The sequence below is a fragment of the Streptomyces umbrinus genome (genome assembly GCF_030817415.1).
Lineage (GTDB): Bacteria > Actinomycetota > Actinomycetes > Streptomycetales > Streptomycetaceae > Streptomyces > Streptomyces umbrinus_A.
Genome location: NZ_JAUSZI010000002.1, coordinates 3280479 through 3296517 on the forward strand (window position 1 = coordinate 3280479; position 16039 = coordinate 3296517).

Sequence of the window (16039 nt, forward strand, 5' to 3'; positions counted from 1 at the left end):
CCGGGTGGTGCTTCCGCAGGGGCGACGGGGGCGCTCCCCCTACAGCGTCTCGTCCGTCTCGTCCCGCAGTTCCGTGACCCGTTCCAGCAGGATCGCCTCCCAGGAGCGCCGCAGTTGGGAGCGGAGGAGCGGCACGGGGCCCTTGTCGTGGTTCCGGAGGCGGTCGGCGAGGCGGGTGAGGGTGTCGCAGCGGGCGAGCCACAGGCCGCGCAGACAGGGGCGGGCGCCGTAACCGGCGAGGGTGGCCGCGCGGACGGCGGCGGGGGCGCCGACGGCGAGGGCGAGGCCGGCGATGTCCTCGGCCGGGTCGCCGACCACCGCGTCGGTCCAGTCGAGGACGCCGCGTACGCGGCCGTCGGCGCTGACCACGAGGTGCTCGCCCTTGAGGTCGTGGTGGACGAGGAAGGCGGCACCGGGCTGCGCGGCGAGCTGGCCGGCCGCGGGCGCGGTCAGCTGCTGGAGCCGGGCGGGGTCGAACTCGTCGGCCGCGGCGAGCTGTTCGGCGGCCCGCTCGGCGGCGGTCCGGAGCACTTCGAGGGACCGGGGCGCGGCCCGGGGCACACCGAACGCCTCGGCCTGGCGCACCGGCACCTCGCGCAGTCCCGTGAGCAGTCCCGCCAGGTCGGCCTCGCCCACGGCGGAGACGTCCTGCCGCTCGCCTGAGCCGCCCGGGATCAGCGTGTCGAGCGTGTACGTCAGACCGCTCGCCCACTCGCCGTGCGCGATGCTCACCGGCACGGAGACGCCGATGTGGGGGCGCACCAGGTCGCGCAGCCGCAGTTCGCGCCGCTGGCGCAGGGAGGCCTCGCGGTCCGGGGCGAGCCGCAGCACATGGCGTGCGCCCACGAACCAGGTGGAGTGCTCGCCGCCCTCGGCGACGGGCCGGATCTCGGGCCCGTCGCCATCTGGGAGGAGGGAGCGGACGAGGCGTCGCACGGTGTCCGCGGTGGGTGTCGCTGCCTGGGTCATGGTCGCGCCGTCTGCCGTTCGGGGTCCGGTGTCTCCTGGGGGTGGTCAGTGCACGACGGCCATCTCCCGGGAGGTGTTGTTGAGGCGGTGTCCACCGTCCTCGGTGACCGTCACGATGTCCTCTATGCGTACTCCGAAACGGCCCGGCAGATAGATTCCGGGCTCTACGGAGAAGCACATCCCGGGCACGAGCGGCTGTTCCTCGCCCTCGATCATGTAGGGCGGTTCGTGGGTGGTGACGCCGATGCCGTGCCCGGTGCGATGGATGAAGCGGTCGCCGTACCCGGCCTCGGTGATGTGCGCGCGGGCGACCCGGTCGACGTCCTGGCAGGCGATGCCCGGCCGTACGGCCCGGAACGCCGCCTCCTGGGCCTCTCGGACGACGTCGTGGACTCGTCGCTCCTCGGCGCTCGGTTCGCCGACGTGCACGGTGCGGGAGGTGTCGGAGCCGTAGCCGTGCTTGAGTCCTCCGAAGTCGAGGACGACCATGTCGCCGTTCTCGATGACGCGTTCGCCCGCCTCGTGGTGCGGGTTGGCGCCGTTCGGTCCCGACCCGACGACCGTGAAGTCCACCTGTGAGTGCCCGAACCGCCGCAGCAGATCGGCGAGATCACCGGCGACCTCCGACTCGCGGCGGCCGGCGAAGGAGACCTTGAGGATCTCCTCGTACGTCGCGTCCGCGGCCGCTCCCGCCGCCGCCAGCCGCTCCAGTTCCGCCGCGTCCTTGACGGCCCGGAGCATCGGCAGGCCCTCGGTGAGGGAGACGTACGAGGTGCCGGGCAGCGCCTTCTGGAGGCCCAGCAGATGCAGCGCCCAGGCGTTGTCGCTGACGCCGAAGCGGCCCGAGGCGTCGAGGAGCGGGGCCGTCGTCGCGTACGGGTCCTTGCCGTCGGTCCAGTCGCGCAGGGTCAGCGCGGGCGCGCCCGCCGCCTTCTCGGCGTCCGGTGCCTCCAGGGTGGGCACGACGAGCACGGGGTCCTGTCCGGCGGCGAGCACCAGCAGGGTGAGCCGCTCGGTGGCCGCGGGCGGCGCGTAGCCGGTGAGCCAGACGAGGTCGGGGCCGGGCGCGACCAGTACTCCGGCGAGCCCGGCGTCGGCGGCGGCCCGTGCGGCGCGCTCCATCCGTGCCTGGTAGTCGTCGGCGGTGAAGGGCGCGGGCGTGCCGGTCATCCGGGCCTCCGTGGTTCAAAAGGGGCTACGGGCAGCATCCTGCCCGGACAGCGGGGGCGGCGCGAGCCGGTCACCACTACTTTCGCGACAGCGGCTTCCGTGACAGCGCCTTGTGGTGACGGCATCAGCTCTCCAGGGCGAGGCGGGCGCCGAGGAGCAGCAGCACTCCTCCGGAGACCTGTTCCAGCGTCTCTGATCAGCTTAGGGAAACATAGTCAGGCCCAGTGCCTGGTATGTGTTCCCACCGGGGAGGGGAGGCGTGGGCGTGCAGGTGGAAACCCGCACCCAGGACTGCCCCTCGCGGACGGTGTGTGCTGATCGTCGTCACGCCCTGGTTCCGGAGGGCTGCACGAGGCAGCCGGGTCCGGTCCGTGTGCGCGTGTCCCTCCGGACGCTGGCCCGCCAGCGGGGGAGGGTGTCCGGCGTCGCCTGGGCGTCGGACATGCTGCTTTCGTCGGGCCGGTCTTGGATCTGTCCCGACTGGTCTTCGGCGTGATGACCGCCTGGGCTTCGAGTTTGTCGACCACGTTGCGGATCACCATGGCGCCGCTGGTGCGGTCCATGACGGTTTTCGCCTGGTGGGTGAGTCCGCGTGCGGCGATGCGCCGCCAGGCACCCTGGTCACGGTCGCCCTGCCAGCCGCACGAGCGGCAGACGGCCCATTTCCAGCCCGGCACGGTCGGCCGGTCGGGGGGCGGTGGCGTAGCAGAACCAGACACTGCGGGCAGTGCTTCGAGGTGTTGCGGGCCACAACCGTCACCACGGCGATGCCCGCCTCGGCGGACAGATGCCGCATCCGGTCCACGATCTGCCCACGCACCGCCTGTGACATGCGGGTGTTGTGGCCCTGGCCCATGCCCTGGGCTTCCATCGACCGCAGGTCCTCGACGTAAATGACGGTGGCCCCGGCGGCGATCGCCTGGTCCACGGCCCAGCGGGCGGCAGACCAGGACAGGGCGTCGTTCAGGTTCGAGCGGCGGGTCGAGACGCGCCGGATCTCATCGGTGAGAACCTGGCGCTTGTCCGTGAGGGCATGGCGTTCCGCACCGCTGATGAGCCGGTCGTACTGGTCGGCCTTGGTGTGCAGGGACTCGCCCTGACGGCGCAGCCGGTGCTGCCTGGCGAGGACACCGCAGGAGCGGAACATGCCGCCACTGCCGAGCGTGATGATCCGTCCGTCGTCGTGGAGCCGGGTGGCACCCGCGCTGAGCAGGGTGTTCAGCCCCCAGTCCACGCCAAGAGCCACTGTGTGGCCGGTGCGCTGGGCCTTCGGGACGGGGTGGGTGTAGGCGAGATCCGCCCGTACTTCGCCCTGGCGTATGCGGAGGGTGGGCAGGTGCAGGACCGCGTTCGCGGGGATCGTCGGCGGCAGCGCGATCGGGCCGGCGACCCATGTCCAGTCCGCGTACGACTGCGGGTCGGGGCGGGTGGGCAGCTGCAAGCGCAAGAGCGCCCGGCCCGGCTCGTCGGCGCGTTCGATGGTGGCCTGCTGCCCGTCGCAGGCGGACAGCAGAAGCATTCGGGCAATGCGAGGCTCCCCTTCCAGCTCGAAGACGTCGGCCGGCATCAGGTCGTTCTTCTGCCGGAAGGCGGTGATCTGCCGGGTGCGTGAGGTGATGACGGTGGACGGCAGGAACTGTCCGCCCGGCACCGCCTCACGAACGGCATCCCACTCATCGGCGGTGCGCTTTTTCGGGTCTGCGGGCCACGTCTTGAGAATTCCGGCGGTCAGGTCGGCCCGCCACTTCGCCGCACGCAGGGTACGCCCGGCCTGCTCCTGCGCCATGCGGACGATCCGGTCATTGACCTTGGCGCCAGGCTTCACGGTCCAGCCGAGGCGACGCAGGGCCATCCATGTGTTCGACGGCAGCTTCCCGGCCTCCCGCATCCACACCGGAGGCCAGCACATCCACATCAAGGGTGTTCCAGCGCTCGGCCAGCAGGGAGGCGACCATGCCCGACACCAGATCAGCGGCCCAGCCCACCCTCCCCCACTCTCGGCTTCGCTCGAGCGGGGGACCCCCATCGCCAGCACCGAGGCGGACAGGAGTTCACCCGTCTTCTCCTCCACACCCCGTCGCAGCGGGCCACGGGCGCAGGCGGTGCGGGCACTCTTGCCCTCAGCGAGCGGCAACTTCCGGCTCACCCGTGCCCCCTTCCCGCCCGCGATGCTGTCATCCGATCAACGACACACCCAGCGGAAGGTCACGCATTCGATCCACGTACTCACATACGACCCCGACCCCGACACCGAGCACACAGCATGACGCCGACGCATGACGAATCACTACGGATACCTAAGGAAATGCGGGACCCTGCCGGCGCTGCTCGCCTTCCACCACCAGCCGGTGGCGCCGCACCATCCGCTGCCCGACGCACACCAGCTGCGCCGGCCGTCGACGCCGGCCGCGCTGCTGGAGCGCAGGAGCGAGGTCGCCGGGATCATCACCGGGCACGCCCACACGCCCGCGGCCACGACGTTCGGCGGGCGGCCGCTGGTCGTCGGGCCCTGAGTGACCTGGACGCTGCGGCTGCCGTGGGAGGGCGAGGGTGCGGCGGACCGGGAGGCACCTCCCGGATTCGCCTTTCATGTGCTGGCCGACGAGGGCCGGTTGACGAGCCACTTCAGGGTGGCCGTGTGACGCCGGGTCCGGCGTGACCGTGTGACGCCGGGTCCGGCGTGACCGTGTGACGCCGGGTCCGGCGTGGCCGTATGACGCCGGGTCCCGTCAGGTGACTACGCCGGGTGTCACCGACAGCTGCTGGTAGCCGCCGCTCGCGTGCCGCAGCGTGAGCGTGACCGCGGTGCCGGGGCGCGCGGCGGCGACGGCCCGCGCGAGGTCGGCGGCCGAGTCGACACGGGTCCTGCCGAAGACGAGCAGGACGTCACCCCGTACGAGACCCGCGGTGTAGCCGGGTCCGGGGACGTGCACGCCGACGAGGAGCGCGCCCGGGCCCTTGGAGGAGTCGACGACCTCCACGCCGAGGGTGGGGCGCCCCTCGGGCGAGTCGTTCCGCGGATCCCGGGACGGATTCTTCGGCGAGGCGGAACTCCCGGCGCCTGGGGCCGATTTAGAGCCGCCCGGCCCCTGCGTCGATCCCTGTGCCGGGCCCTCCACCGACCCTTGCGCCGGGCCGGATGCTCCCTGCGCACCACCCTGTTCGCCCGCCTCCCTCCGCAGGTCGGCCAGCTTGCTCATCCCGATCACCGTGGCGCCCACGGTGCCGAGGCCGATCCCCGACAGCACGAGGACCGCCCCGACGAACAGGCTGAACAACAAGGTCATGAGCCGTCGCCCGCGCCGGCGTGCGGCGTGCGGGCGGCGGACCGTGCCGGGAGCCGGGCGGCCGCCGCCCGGCTCCCGGCCCGGCATCGGTTTGGGACGCAATGCGGTCTGTTCCATGGATCGCCTCCGGCCAGAGCTCTACCCTCCGCAGCGGCCCACCATGGTCCTCGAACGGGTGATGCGATTCGTTCCCGCTCGACCGGTCCGTCCATCAGCTTTTCCGGCGACGCGACCAGCCGGAGATCGACCCCGTCGACCGGGGCGTCGGGGTCGATCTCCGGCTGGGAGAGGCCTCGTACCGTCAGAGAGCGCCGATCGACGCCCTCTGCCGACTGGCGGCGATCGGCAGGCCCGGGAGCTGTCCCGGTACGAAGCCGTGGGCGCGGCGGGCCAGGTCGGCGGCCCCGTAACGGCGGCAGTCGTAGTGCCACTTCAGGATGCCGGCCATCCAGTTCTGCAGCTCGACCACATAGCCCTCCAGGATCTCGCGGGCCTCGTCGGAGAGCTGGAAGTCCTCGTAGAGCAGAGGGAACTCGTTGGCGGCGACATGCTGGAACTGCTTCATGCGCTGGGTCATGAGGTCATGGACGACGCCGAGTCCCGTCGGGTAGTCGCAGCCGAAGAAGTTCTGCACGACGAGGATCAGGTTGTGCACCTCTCCCTCGTACTCGATCTCCTTCTGGTACGAGAAGACGTCGTTGATGAGCATCCCGTAGTCGATCGCGGCGTTCTCCAGTGAACGGACCGGGCCGCTGCGGTAGACCTCGGGAGGCACCGCCGGGCCGTGGCCCAGACGGCACAGGCTCTTGGTGAGGTCGGAGCCGAAGGTGGCGCGACGCATCTCCAGGAAGTCGACGGGGTCGGGGATGCGGTTCTGAAGCTGGTTGGACAGCTCCCACACCCAGCTCTCGGTCATCACGTCCACCGAGGCCCGGAAGGTGCGGCGCGCCTCCAGGGTCATCGTGGCCGTCGTACGCCGCCACAGATCGGCGAGGGCCCGCTCCATCGCGTTGGCCGGGGGCGGGATCTCCTCGCCCGCGAGGGGCATACAGGCGGACAGCCGCTCGGTGCACAGCTTCGCCGCGGCGACGTCACGCCGGTGCCCGAACACCATCGGGTAGTAGTCGTCGCCGTACGTCCCCCACACGAGCCACTGCGCGCTGAGGTCCAGCGCCTCCGGCGTACCGTCCGGATCGAGGCCCGCCGAGCACAGCGGCAGGTCGTAGGCGGCGAGCTTGTCCTCGTCCCAGACGCCCTCCTCCAGGATGCCCATGCTGTGCGCCCACGGCGTGATGCGCTGCCGGGCCCCGTCCAGATCGGCGTTCAGCCGGACCTGGAACGGCATGTAGAAATCGGGGAGTTGGGACGGTCCCACCTTCTGGTACGGCACATGGGTGTACGCGCGCAGCCGCTCGGCACCGGCGGCGGCGAGCAGCGCCCCGACGTCGGCGGCGGAGTTGCCGGGCCCCGTGAGGCCGCTCAGCGGTGAGGTCGCGAGAGCCCCCTCGTTCATGTAGCGGCTCGACCGCAGGTGCCACTCGTGGCCGCCCGACTGCCAGTCCTGCAGCCCCTGTGCGTACGCGCCGATCGCTCGGACCTCGTCCGGTGTGAGGCCCTTGTCCAGGGCCAGCGCGGGCACTTCGGTGAGCGCGGTGTGCTCGAACTGGTGCAGCCGCGAGGTGAGGATGTCGTTGACCGTGTCGGCGGCCTGCTGGGTGGTGCAGCCGAAGAAGGTCTCCAGGACGAGCACGCCGTTGCTCAACTCGCCCTCGTCCTCGACCTCCCGCTGGTAGGAGAAGAGGTCGTTGCGCAGGTGCACTGCATCGGAGAAGGTCTCCATGAGTACCCGCAACGGCCGTGATCCGGCGACGGGTTCGGGGACCTCGGCCGTCGCGAACTCCACGAGCCCCGCCGACCAGGGTGCGCCGCCGACCTTGCGACGCATCTCGATGTACTCGACGGGGTTGGCGATCCGCCCCTCGTTGATGTTGGACAGCTCCCACATCGACTCGTTGAGCAGATGCTCGGTGGACTCGGCGAACCGCTTGCGCCAGCCCAGGGACATTGAGGGGACCGTGCGTGCCCAGAGGTCCGCGAGTCCGGCCTCGACGGGATTCCGCGGCTCGGGCACGGGGGTCGACAGGTCGAGCGGCATGAAGAGCGGGAGCCGGTCGAGGTAGTCCTTGCCGCCGGAGCGGTCCTGGCTGCGTTTGAAGGTCTCCAGGAAGTGGTCGTCGAAGAAGAAGACCCACACGTACCAGTCGGTGATGAGCGAGAGGGCCGGTCCGTCGCACTCCGGATGCGTGTACGCGCACAACAGGCCGTAGTCGTGCGCGTCGAGGTCGGCCTGCTCCCAGATACCGGAGCCCTCCAGCATGCCCATACCGCGTGCCCACTCACTCGAATGGGCACGCGCCTCGTCGAGATGCGGGTTCAGCCGCGCGGGGTACGGCATGTAGAAGTGCGGGAGTTCGAACGGCTGCGTCATGGCCCGGCCCTACCCGCGGCCTCCGGCCGGCATCCGTACGGCGGCACATGATCGCACCATCGCGTGAACGGATGAGTGTCGGGAGGCGGTTCGGGGAAAGGTGTGCTGTCCTGCGGGTCGGCGGTGTGCGAATGCCTCTCATGTCGGGAAGCCCGCGTACGACACGGCGGACTTCGGTGACACCGCGCCCGGCAATCTCCGGGTCGACCATGTCATCCCGTCCCGTGGTCTGATCTCTGCCGACAACGGCGTCTTCTGGCCCACGTCCGACGACCCGCTCTACCGCCTGGTCGGCAACGGGACGGTGGTCCCGACGTCGGACCACCGGATGGTGTGGCAGGACGTACGGCTGGGGTGAGGGGGTCTTTTCTCGCCCCCGCCGCCCCTACCCATTCCCGTCACTATTCGGGGGCCGGCCCCCGAACCCCCGCTCCTCAAACGCCGGAGAGGCTAAAAGACTGCGCAGTTCCCCGCGCCCCCAGGTTTTTAGGGGCGCGGGGAACTGCGCAACAAGCCACACCCAACCCGCACCCGACAACACACCCCAGGGGGCCTGGGGCGGAGCCCCAGAAGGATGGGACGGGTAGGGGCGGCGGGGGCGAAGAAAAGCCCGCCCCTCACCCCCGTACCGCCCTCCCCACCTCCGCCCGCAACGCCACGAACTCCGGCAAGCCCCTCGTCGCGATCTGGTCGCGCTTGCCGGGCAGGGTGACCGGGAGGTCGAGGACGATCCGGGAACCGGGGCCGGAGGACAGGACGACGACGCGGTCTCCCACGTACACGCTCTCGTCGATGTCGTGCGTGACGAACACGATCGTCGGCCCCTCGGTCTGGTGGACTTCGAGGAGGAGGTCCTCGAGGTCCTCGCGGGTCTGGGCGTCGAGGGAGCCGAAGGGCTCGTCCATGAGGAGGAGGGAGGGGCGGCAGACCAGGGCGCGGGCGATCGCGACGCGTTGTTGCATACCGCCGGAGAGCTGCCAAGGGTGGCGGCGACCCGCCCCGGGGAGCCCCACCCGTTCCAGCATCCGCTCGGCCTCGTCCCGCCGCTCGGCCCGTCCGAGGCCCCGCCGTCGCAGGGGAAGGGCGACGTTCTCCCGGACGGACAGCCAGGGGAAGAGCGACCGACCGTAGTCCTGGAAGACGACGGCGAGCCGGTCGGGCACACCGGTGACGGGCTCCCCGTCGACGCTGACGGTTCCCTCCCGCGCGGGCTGCAACCCCGCGATCGTGCGGAGCAGCGTCGACTTGCCGCACCCGGACGGCCCGACGACGCACAGGAGTTGGCCGTCAGGGACGGTGAGTGTGATGTCGTGCAGGACGGGATGATCGCCGTACCGCTGGCCGAGCGAGTCGAGACGGAGCATGCGGGGCGGTCACCTGTCCCTGGAGCCGGAGTCGAACGCGCCGTCGTCGACCCGGACGTGGAGCAGGAAGGGCCCGTCGTCGTCACCGTGGCCGGCCAGCGCACGGTCGAGTGCGGCGGGGAGGTCGGCGGACTCCTCCACGTACGCCGCGGGGCAGCCGAAGCCCGTCGCGACCCGGGCGAAATCGATGCCCCCGATGTCCGTGCCGGGCACGGGTGCGATGTCGATGCGGCGGCCGAGGGCGCGTACGGCGGCGTATCCGCCGTTGTCGAGGAGGACGTACGTGACGGGCACCCGATGGCGCGCGGCGGTCCACAGGGCCTGTACGGAGTACATCGCCGAGCCGTCGCCGACCAGGCACACCACCCGCCGCCGGTCGGCCAGCGCGCGCCCGACGGCGAGCGGCAGCCCCCAGCCGAGCGCCCCGCTGCCGGTGGTGAGGAAGCCGCCCGCCGAATCGATGCGCACGCGCGCGTGGAGCGCTTCGCGATGGCTGGGTGTCTCCTCCACGAGGACGCGGTCGCGGGGCAGTCGCTCCTGGACCAGGTCGAGTACGAGCTCCGGCGTGATCGGGCCGTCGCCGCCACCGTCGCCGGGGGTGCGAGCCGGGAGGGGTGCCGGGCGGGAGGGCGGCGGTTTGCGGTCCGACTCCCCCACCAGCACGGCGAGTCGGCCGACGGCCGGCTTCAGCGTCGTGACGATGCTCGTGCCCGTCGGCAGCCAGGCCGCCTGCCCCGGGTCGCAGTCGAGGTGGAAGAGCTCGGTACCCGCGGGCAGCGGCGGGCTCTCCGTGTGGAAGTGGTACGTGAACAGGGGCGCGCCCAGGGCCACCACCACGTCGTACGCCTCCAGGCAGGCCGCCAGCCGGTCGGCCGCCGGCGGCAGGAACCCCTGGAAGAGAGGGTGCGACTCGGGGAAGCCGGAGCGGCCTGACATCGGGCTGATCCAGACGGCGGCGCGGGTGCGTTCGGCGAGGGCGCGGACCTCGGCGGTCGCGTGCTCGTCGTCGACTCCGGGGCCGACGACCAGCGCGGGCCGCTCGCAGGCGTCCAGGCGTGCGGCCAGGGCGGTCAGGGAGCCCGCGTCGGCGGTGAACCCGCCGTGCAGCGTGCGCGGTTCGACGTGCGCGGCCGGCCGGTCCCAGTCGTCCTCGGGGACGGACACGAAGACGGGGCCGCGCGGGTGCGACATGGCGAGGCGGTGGGCCTCGGCGAGGACGGCGGGTACGTCGGCGGCGCGGTCCGGCTGGCGGCTCGACTTCACGTACGGGCGCGGGAACTGTACGGGGTCGTCGGCTCCGAGGAACGGCCTCAGCTGGGTCAGGGCGCGCGACTGCTGGCCGGCCAGGATCACGAGGGGCACGCGGTCGCGGTAGGCGTTGAAGACGGCGCCCAGGGCGTGGCCGACTCCGCCCGCCGAGTGGAGGCTGACGAGGGCTGCGCGGCCCGTGCCCAGTGCGTGTCCTGCGGCCATGCCCACGGCGACGGATTCCTGTAGTCCCAACACATAGGTGAAGTCGTCGGGCCAGTCGCGGAACATACGCAGTTCCGTGGAGCCCGGGTTGCCGAAGACGGTGGTCATGCCGGTGTCTCGGCAGAACCGGATGACAGCTTCCAGGACGGTGACGGTTTCCGCCGCGCGGGCCGGACCCGCGTCCGGCTTCGACTCGGACTCCGGCTCCGGCTCCGGCTTCGGCTTCGGCTTCGGCTTCGGCTTCATGCAGGCCTCCCTTTGCCCAGCAGTCGCTTCTCGACCGCCAACAGGCCGGTGTTGAGTACGTATCCGAGTGCGCCGAGCAGCACCAGCGCGGCCCACACGGTGAGCAGGTCGGAGCGCGACTGGGCGTCGGTGAGGGTGAAGCCGATGCCGTTCGCCGTGCCGGGCAGCAGCTCCGAGAAGACCATCAGGATGAGGGAGAGCGAGAGGCTCAGACGCAGGCCCGCGAAGATGCGGGGCAGGGCCGAGGGCAGGAACAGGAGCCAGAGTCGTTGCGCCGTGGTCAGGCGCAGCACGGCCGCCACGTCGATGCGTAGGGGGTCGGTGTTGCGGGCGCCCTCCGCCGTGTTGATCAGTACGGGCCAGACGGCGCTGAAGACGATCGACGCGAGTTGCATCTGGGTGCCGAAGTCGAAGATCACGACGAAGACGGGGACCAGGGCCGGGGGTGGGATGGCCCGGGCGAACTGGAGGGCCGGGTTGCAGAGGGCGTAGGCGCGGTGGGAGCGGCCCAGGGCTGTGCCCAGGGTGATTCCCGCGGCTGCGGCGAGGGCGAAGCCTGTGGTCATGCGGGCGAGGCTGGGGAGGATGTTTTCCGTGGCCTCCGGGGTGAGGAAGGCGTGGGTGGGTGGGCCCGAGAACCACAGGTTGTGGGTGTGGCGGGCGATTTCTGAGGGTGGCGGGAAATAGACGCTGGTGTGTGTGCGGGTGGCGAGTTGCCAGGCGCCGATCGCCACGGCCAGCACGCCCCACCGGAGCAGTGCGCTGCGCGCCGCCTTACCGCCCCTCATGGACCGACCTCACCGTCCTGGTTCTTCGCCCCCGCCGCCCCTACCCTCCCCCACTCTCGGCTTCGCTCGAGCGGGGGGACCCCCATCGTCCCTGACTCAGGGGCTCCGCCCCCGAACCCCCGCCAAAAGATTGCGCAGTTCCCCGCGCCCCTTTAAGGGGCGCGGGGAACTGCGCGACCAGCCACACCCAACCCGCACCCGACAACACACCCCACGGGGCCTGGGGCGGAGCCCCAGAAGGACGATGGGGGTCCCCCCGCTCGAGCGAAGCCGAGAGTGGGGGAGGGTAGGGGCGGCGGGGGCGAAAAGCGAACCCCGCAGCCACCTCACCGCATCCCCCGATGCTCCGGCGTCCAAGGGAACAGCCTCCGCTCCCCCCACACCAGCACGCTGTTGATGACCAACCCCAGGGCCCCGGCCCACACCACCCCCGCCAATACGTCCCGCGTGCCGTCCGTGGCCAGGCCGGACTGGGCGATGAAGATGCCGAGGCCCTCCCCGAAGCCCGCGAGGATCTCGGTGGCGACGGCCAGGACGAGGGCGATGGCGGCGGAGATGCGAAGACCGGCGGCGATGAAGGGCGCGGTCGCGGGAAGTTCGACCCGCAGCAGCACCGAGAGACGCCCGAAGCCGAAGGCCCGCAGCGTGTCCTTGGCCAGGGGATCGGTCTCACCGAGGCCGTAGACGGTGTTGAAGAGGATGGGCCAGACGGAGGCGTACGTGATGAGGGCGACCTTCGTCTCCGTACCGGAACCGAGCAGCAGGGACACCAGCGGGATCAGCGCGACGGACGGCATGGGCCGCAGGAACTCGACGATCGCGCGCACGGCTTCGTCGACCACGGGCACACTGCCGAGCAGCAGACCCAGCGGGACGGCTATCGCGCAGGCGAGGCCGAGACCGTAAGCCCAGGCCCGGACCGTGGCTCCGACCCCGTCCAGGAAGACCGGATCGCCCGCCAACTCCACGGCGCGCGCGAGGACTTCGGAGGCGGGCGGCAGATAGCTGCGGCGCACAAGACCGGCCCGGCCGACCGCCTCGCACACTCCGAAGGCGAGCAGCACACCGAGCGCGCCGAGCAGCAGTTCCTGACGACGTCTCCTCACGTGACTCACTCGGCTCACTCGGCTCATTTGACGAGCAACGTTCCCGGATCGATCGCCTTCTTCAACAGGCCCTGTTTCTTCATGAGTTCGGTGAGGCGGCGCAGCTGGGTGACGTCCGTGGTCGCCGGGTAGGCCGGCAGGCGGAGCGATTCGGCCTGGTCCGCGGTCACCTTGGCGTACTTGGGCAACTCCTCGCGTACGGCGCTCTGGTCCTGCGTGGCGATCTCCGCGGCCGCCGCGATGGCCCGTTTGAAGGCCGCCGCGGTCCTGGGGTTCTCGGAGGCGTAGCCGCGGGTCGTGACGTAGCCGCTGATCGGTATGGACTCCACGGGGGCGGAGCCGCCGTCGACGAGGACGCGGGCGTTCAGGTCGTTCTGGATGGCGCTGTTGAAGGGCTCGGCCGCGTGGACGGCGTCGACCTGTCCCTTCTCCAGGGCGGGCCCCATCTGGGGGAAGGCGATCTGCCGGTACTCGGGGCGGCCGGCGCCCTGTTGGTCGAGGATCGCGTTCAGCGTCAGTGACTGGATGTTGTTGAGGATGTTGACGGCGACCTTCTTGCCCTTGAGGTCGGCGACGCTCCTGATGTCCGAGTCCTGGGGCACGAGGACGTCCATCATGTGCGGCGCGCCCCGTGCTCCCTCGGCGAGGATGCGGAGGTCGAGGGTGCCCTTCTCGTGGGCCTGGAGGAAGGTGACGTAGTTCGCGCTCGCGATGACGTCGACCTGCCCCTTCGACAGGGCGGGCAGTGCCTGGATGCTCTGCTGGACGGGCTGGATGCGCACGTCCAGGCCCTCCTTCTTGAACAGGCCGCGGTCCTGCGCGATGTAGAGGGGTGCGTCGTCGGCCAACGGGAGGGCGGCGACGGTGATGCTCGACCTCTCCAGCCCGTTGCCCCCGGCGTTACTGGAATCGGAGTCGTCGGAGTCGCCGCCGCAGGCCGCCAGAGTCATCACCAGGGCGATCGCGGCGACGGTCGGTTTTCCCGTACGGAAGCGGGCTCGGCGCGTCGGCATGCGCGCATGATGCCCTCCACTTGACGTGATCACCACACACTTATGCGCCGTTCCCGCGGCCTTCGGGAAAATGCGAAAGCACATTCGCGCCGCCGGTCGCCGGAGCCCGCGCACACGCCCTTGCCGCCCCGCCGCGGCCGGGTCACCGTGGTGGCGTGACCTCACGAGCGACGCCCACGCCACCCGCCGGGGGACCCGGTCCGGACGCCGGCCCGGACGCCGTCCCCGACGTCTTCGACCCCCGGCAGTACGCCGCCGGTGTCCCCCACGCCGCCTACCGCGTCCTGCGCGACCACCACCCCGTGGCCTGGCAGCAGGAGCACGAGGTTCTCGGCCGGCCGGCCGGGCCCCGCTTCTGGGCGGTCACCCGGCACGCCGATGTGGTCCGGGTCCTGAAGGACTCGGAGACGTACTCCTCGTATCTCGGGGCGACCCAGATCAGGGATCCGGACCCGGACGACCTGCCGTTCGTCCGGCGGATGATGCCCAATCAGGATCTGCCGGGGCACGGGAGGTTGAGGCGTCTCGTCAGCCGGGCGTTCACGCGTCGACCACTTCGCGTCGGTCGCACGCACCCGGGCCCGCTCGCTGTTCGAGCAGGCGGTGGCGACCGCACATAGGAACGACGGCACGTGCGACCTCGCCACCGATGTCACCGACGACTACGCGCTGCTCAACCTCGCGGATCTGCTCGGTGTACCGGAGAGCGACCGCGGGCTGCTGCTGCACTGGACCCAGCGGGTCATCGGCTACCAGGACCCGGACGAGGCGGGCCCGCCCGTGCTCGACGCCGTGGGCAGACCGGTCAACCCGCGCTCCCCGGCGGCACTGCGGGACATGTTCGCGTACGCCCGGGAGCTGGCCGGACACAAGCGGCGGCATCCCGGCGACGACGTGATGACCGTGCTCGCGGCCGACGGTGAACTCGCCGCCGCGGAACTGGAGATGTTCTTCTTCCTGCTGACGGTCGCGGGCAACGACACGGTACGCGGCGCTGCTCCCGGCGGGCTGCTGGCGCTGGCCGAGCACCCGGAGGCGTACGCCCAACTGCACTCCGGTGTCGTCGACTTGGAGTCGGCCGTCGACGAACTCCTGCGGTGGCACCCGCCGGTGCTCACCTTCCGCCGCACGGCCGTGCGCGACACCGAGCCGGCCGGGACGCCGGTCCGCGCCGGGGACAAGGTGGTGGTCTTCCACGCCTCCGCCAACCACGACGAGCGGGTGTTCGCCGAGCCGCACCGGCTCGACCTGGCGCGTACGCCGAATCCGCGCGTCTCCTTCGGGGACGGACCGCACGTCTGCCTGGGCGCGCACTTCGCCCGGCTGCAGCTGCGGGTGCTGTACGAGGAGGCGCTGCGCGCCCTGCCCGTGCCGCCGCGCGTCGCCGGGCCGCCCCGGCGGCTCGTCTCCAACTTCATCAACGGCCTGAAGTCGCTGCCGCTGCACGTGGCCTGAGCCGGCCGGTCCGGCTGGGCCCCCTGAGGTACGGGTTGACGATCCATTGACCTGCAACTTAGGTTTGCCTTACCTAAGTGGTTTTCGCCTCCGAAAGGCCAACTGCCCATGAGATCCGCCGTGTTCGCCCGTGCCACCCGAATCGCCGCCGTCGGTGCCACCGCCGCCGCGCTGACGGTCGGGCTCGCCACCTCCGCCTCGGCCGCCACCGCCACGCGGTCCGTGACGGTGAGCGGAACGACGTACAACCTGTCGCTGACGGCCCCCGACGCCCTGTCGGCCGCCGGGCAGAACATCACCGTCTCCGGCAGCGGCTACAACACCCTCCAGGGCGTCTACGTCGGCCTGTGCGTGATACCCGACGGCGTCGTGCCCGGGGACCCGTCGACGTACACCTCCCGGCCGACCCCCTGCCTGGGCGGCGCGGACCAGTCCGGCACCACGGGCGCCTCGCACTGGGTGTCGAACTTCGGCGGCGGCACGGTCGCGAACAGCTCCACCTACGGCTCCGGCGGCTCCTTCGACGTCAGCGTGCACGTGAACCCGAACATCGCCTCCGGCCAGGTCTGCGGCACGGACGTCGACTGCGCCATCGTGACGCGCGCCGACCACACGGCGAGCGGCACCCGCTCGTACGACGTCTACATCCCGGTCACCTTCTCGTGACCGCGCCTCTCAGA

Annotated in this window: 12 protein-coding genes and 2 pseudogenes; 4 read left to right on the forward strand and 10 right to left on the reverse strand. The window is 71.2% G+C overall.

What is annotated here, in order from left to right:
- Positions 1-39 precede the first annotated feature (39 nt).
- From QF035_RS14445 to QF035_RS14455, 3 genes are all read right to left on the reverse strand, one after another.
- Positions 40-969 carry an aminoglycoside phosphotransferase family protein gene (locus tag QF035_RS14445; RefSeq protein ID WP_307520692.1) on the reverse strand — a complete coding sequence of 310 codons (930 nt, stop codon included), beginning with the start codon at positions 967-969 and terminating at the stop codon, positions 40-42.
- A 45-nt stretch (positions 970-1014) separates the two neighbouring features.
- A complete protein-coding gene (locus QF035_RS14450) occupies positions 1015-2139 on the reverse strand; it encodes an aminopeptidase P family protein (protein WP_307520693.1) in 1125 nt (374 codons plus the stop codon).
- A gap of 535 nt (positions 2140-2674) precedes the next feature.
- The gene (locus tag QF035_RS14455; protein ID WP_307520694.1) at positions 2675-4048 is read right to left on the reverse strand and encodes a transposase; all 1374 of its coding nucleotides are present in this window, start codon (positions 4046-4048) and stop codon (positions 2675-2677) included.
- A gap of 406 nt (positions 4049-4454) precedes the next feature.
- Between QF035_RS14455 and QF035_RS14460 the strand changes: the two are divergent.
- Positions 4455-4781 (forward strand): annotated as a pseudogene (locus QF035_RS14460) (phosphodiesterase); the annotation flags it as partial.
- Between the two features lie 87 nt (positions 4782-4868).
- Here QF035_RS14460 and QF035_RS14465 read toward each other — a convergent pair.
- Positions 4869-5543 carry a S1C family serine protease gene (locus QF035_RS14465; RefSeq protein WP_307520696.1) on the reverse strand — a complete coding sequence of 225 codons (675 nt, stop codon included), beginning with the start codon at positions 5541-5543 and terminating at the stop codon, positions 4869-4871.
- Positions 5544-5727: 184 nt separating this feature from the next.
- On the reverse strand, positions 5728-7914 hold the full coding sequence (gene cyc2, locus QF035_RS14470; RefSeq protein WP_307520697.1) for a germacradienol/geosmin synthase Cyc2: 2187 nt from the start codon (positions 7912-7914) through the stop codon (positions 5728-5730).
- A 100-nt stretch (positions 7915-8014) separates the two neighbouring features.
- Between cyc2 and QF035_RS14475 the strand changes: the two genes are divergently transcribed.
- Complete coding sequence (locus QF035_RS14475; RefSeq protein WP_307520698.1) at positions 8015-8272, forward strand: hypothetical protein; 258 nt, start codon at positions 8015-8017, stop codon at positions 8270-8272.
- Positions 8273-8531: 259 nt separating this feature from the next.
- Here the strand turns inward: QF035_RS14475 and QF035_RS14480 are convergent, their stop codons facing one another.
- From QF035_RS14480 to QF035_RS14500, 5 genes are all read right to left on the reverse strand, one after another.
- On the reverse strand, positions 8532-9278 hold the full coding sequence (locus QF035_RS14480) for an ABC transporter ATP-binding protein (protein WP_307520699.1): 747 nt from the start codon (positions 9276-9278) through the stop codon (positions 8532-8534).
- Positions 9279-9287: 9 nt separating this feature from the next.
- A complete protein-coding gene (gene mdlC / locus QF035_RS14485) occupies positions 9288-10997 on the reverse strand; it encodes a benzoylformate decarboxylase (RefSeq protein WP_307520701.1) in 1710 nt (569 codons plus the stop codon).
- Positions 10994-11785, reverse strand: a complete 792-nt coding sequence (locus tag QF035_RS14490; RefSeq protein ID WP_307520703.1) for an ABC transporter permease — start codon at positions 11783-11785, stop codon at positions 10994-10996. The genes mdlC and QF035_RS14490 overlap by 4 nt, the downstream gene beginning before the upstream one ends.
- A gap of 326 nt (positions 11786-12111) precedes the next feature.
- On the reverse strand, positions 12112-12891 hold the full coding sequence (locus QF035_RS14495; RefSeq protein ID WP_307520705.1) for an ABC transporter permease: 780 nt from the start codon (positions 12889-12891) through the stop codon (positions 12112-12114).
- Between the two features lie 23 nt (positions 12892-12914).
- Positions 12915-13904: an ABC transporter substrate-binding protein gene (locus QF035_RS14500; RefSeq protein ID WP_307520707.1), complete on the reverse strand. Its 990-nt coding sequence runs from the start codon at positions 13902-13904 to the stop codon at positions 12915-12917.
- A 155-nt stretch (positions 13905-14059) separates the two neighbouring features.
- Between QF035_RS14500 and QF035_RS14505 the strand changes: the two are divergent.
- Both QF035_RS14505 and QF035_RS14510 read left to right on the forward strand, forming a co-directional pair.
- Positions 14060-15359 (forward strand): annotated as a pseudogene (locus QF035_RS14505) (cytochrome P450).
- A 108-nt stretch (positions 15360-15467) separates the two neighbouring features.
- Positions 15468-16025, forward strand: coding sequence for a hypothetical protein (locus QF035_RS14510; RefSeq protein ID WP_307520708.1), 558 nt, complete (start codon positions 15468-15470; stop codon positions 16023-16025).
- Positions 16026-16039 lie beyond the last annotated feature (14 nt).